This is a genomic window from Grimontia marina, from assembly GCF_900060185.1.
Lineage (GTDB): Bacteria > Pseudomonadota > Gammaproteobacteria > Enterobacterales > Vibrionaceae > Enterovibrio > Enterovibrio marinus.
On record NZ_FIZY01000146.1, the window covers coordinates 1 to 1,927 of the forward strand.

3 protein-coding genes are annotated in these 1,927 nt (G+C 41.8%); 2 read left to right on the forward strand and 1 reads right to left on the reverse strand.

Annotated elements, in window-relative coordinates:
* Positions 1–522: 522 nt before the first annotated feature.
* On the reverse strand, positions 523–813 hold the full coding sequence (locus GMA8713_RS25585) for a DUF3144 domain-containing protein (protein ID WP_084387846.1): 291 nt from the start codon (positions 811–813) through the stop codon (positions 523–525).
* Between the two features lie 222 nt (positions 814–1,035).
* Between GMA8713_RS25585 and GMA8713_RS25590 the strand changes: the two genes are divergently transcribed.
* Both GMA8713_RS25590 and GMA8713_RS25595 read left to right on the forward strand, forming a co-directional pair.
* Entirely contained in the window at positions 1,036–1,308 is a 273-nt protein-coding gene (locus tag GMA8713_RS25590; protein WP_062715490.1) for a type II toxin-antitoxin system TacA family antitoxin, read from the forward strand.
* A complete protein-coding gene (locus tag GMA8713_RS25595; RefSeq protein ID WP_062715492.1) occupies positions 1,305–1,802 on the forward strand; it encodes a GNAT family N-acetyltransferase in 498 nt (165 codons plus the stop codon). The genes GMA8713_RS25590 and GMA8713_RS25595 overlap by 4 nt, the downstream gene beginning before the upstream one ends.
* The last annotated feature ends 125 nt before the right edge of the window (positions 1,803–1,927 follow it).

Genomic DNA, 1,927 nt, shown 5'->3' on the forward strand with positions numbered 1-1,927 from the left:
ATCACAGGTGTAAACATATGTGGCAATTGCTCAGGAAGGTGAAGCACTTTATGGATAACGTATCGCCGTACCCGGGAGGTTGCCACGGCACGGCGAAAATGTAGCACTATTCGGATCAGTTATTTAGTGAAACTAGCCATAAAGTGAAGTATAACGCTTGCCCGTTGTAAAAGAACAAGATAATAAAGCCGGGCGCAATAAGAAAGAAGACTGCTTTCGATTCGATATACTTTTTTAGTTCTTTAAATTTAAATTCTTCGGGGTCTTTTCTAGCTAGAATTTCATCTGGGTTAGCATATGCCGAGCAGCCGCATTTTACACAAGAATCAGTACCAGACATGTTAACGTGTTGGCATTGGTTACAAACCCAATTGTATTTGATCACCATATTCACCTATGCGATAAGAAATAACGTCGCAATAACGGGCGCTTATCAAACCACCCAAAACTGCTTTAATTCTTTGTATTCACGACACTTAGAAGAGCTGGCGCGTTGAAAAAGCGTCCACGTTTATTGCTTTGTTATAAACCGTCGCCAACAGATTTTTCCGACAATTCTATGTGCTCCTCAAGATTCTCTAACAGCATTTTATGATACTGGTCAGTGAACCATTCGAGAGCATCATCTTTGTCTTCGCCTAAGTTGTCCGATTTCAACGATGCTTCATGTGCGTTAAAGCGAGCAGCTGCATACCTTAAAGCAGCACCTACTCGACCGACATCTTGCTTGTCTTCTGAGACGAGGCGGTTGGCAACCTCAATGAACCTATCAGCCATATCGAAAATGGATATTTCTTCATTATCATCTGCCATAGCTACCCTAATTTATAACGTCGTAATAACGGGCGCTTAACTAACCACCCAAACTGCTTTAATCCCTTGTATTCACGACACTTTGGAAAGCTGCCATAGTGACAAAGCGTCCCGTTGATGGCGCTTGTTAGTTTGCGTGCCAAAGTGACACAGAGATTGCTTATTGCACACTTTAAGACCATAATACATATGTGCCATTTTGACACAATAGGAGATAACATTATGGCTACTACTTTGCCTCGCATCACCGCTAGAGTTGATGTCGATACACAAGACTTACTTACTAAAGCTGCCGCGATCGCTGGCATGTCTAGCATCAACTCGTTTGTTCTAAGCGCTGCAATCGAAAAAGCTAAACAAGTCATCGAACGTGAACAGGCTTTAAAACTGAGCCAAGCAGATGCGTTTTTGCTCATGGAAGCTTTAGACCGTCCTGCAACACAGAATTCAAAACTAAAAGCTGCTGCGGATCGATACGAGAACAAAATTCAATGATGAATACGGTACTTCTAGATAAAGCTAAACACGATAGAAACCGATTCAACTGTGGCATCGAAGCTCTCAATAATTACTTAAAAGTAATGGCGAGTCAGCAAGCAAAGAAGGACAACACCAGAACGTTTGTTTTGGAAGATGATAGCGACAACTCACGTGTCATTGGTTTTTACACACTAACAATGATACCAATTGACTTAAAGGCACTGCCTGATAAGTTACAAAAAAAGCACCAATCATCCACCTCTGGTGGTCTGATTGCCCGTCTTGCTGTCGATGACCAATACAAAGGGAAAGGCTTTGGTGAGTGGCTGCTTATCGACGCACTAAGAAAGCTATTAGCAGCTAGTGATAGCGTTGCATTTCCAGTTGTTATCGTTGATGCCAAAGACGGAGCAAAACATTTCTATGAACACTATGGTTTTCAAGCATTTCAAGACGCCGAAAACAAACTCTTCATCACCATTGCAGATGTAAGAGCAAGCTTAGGCTAATTAGTCGGCCCTGAATTACAAATAAGACACTGATCTATTTGATGATCTCATCGATCTTCCTACCCTCATATTGCAAGCTTTTTAAGCCTCCCCTTCCAAAACCTTGCAATTTGGGTGATGAAAAT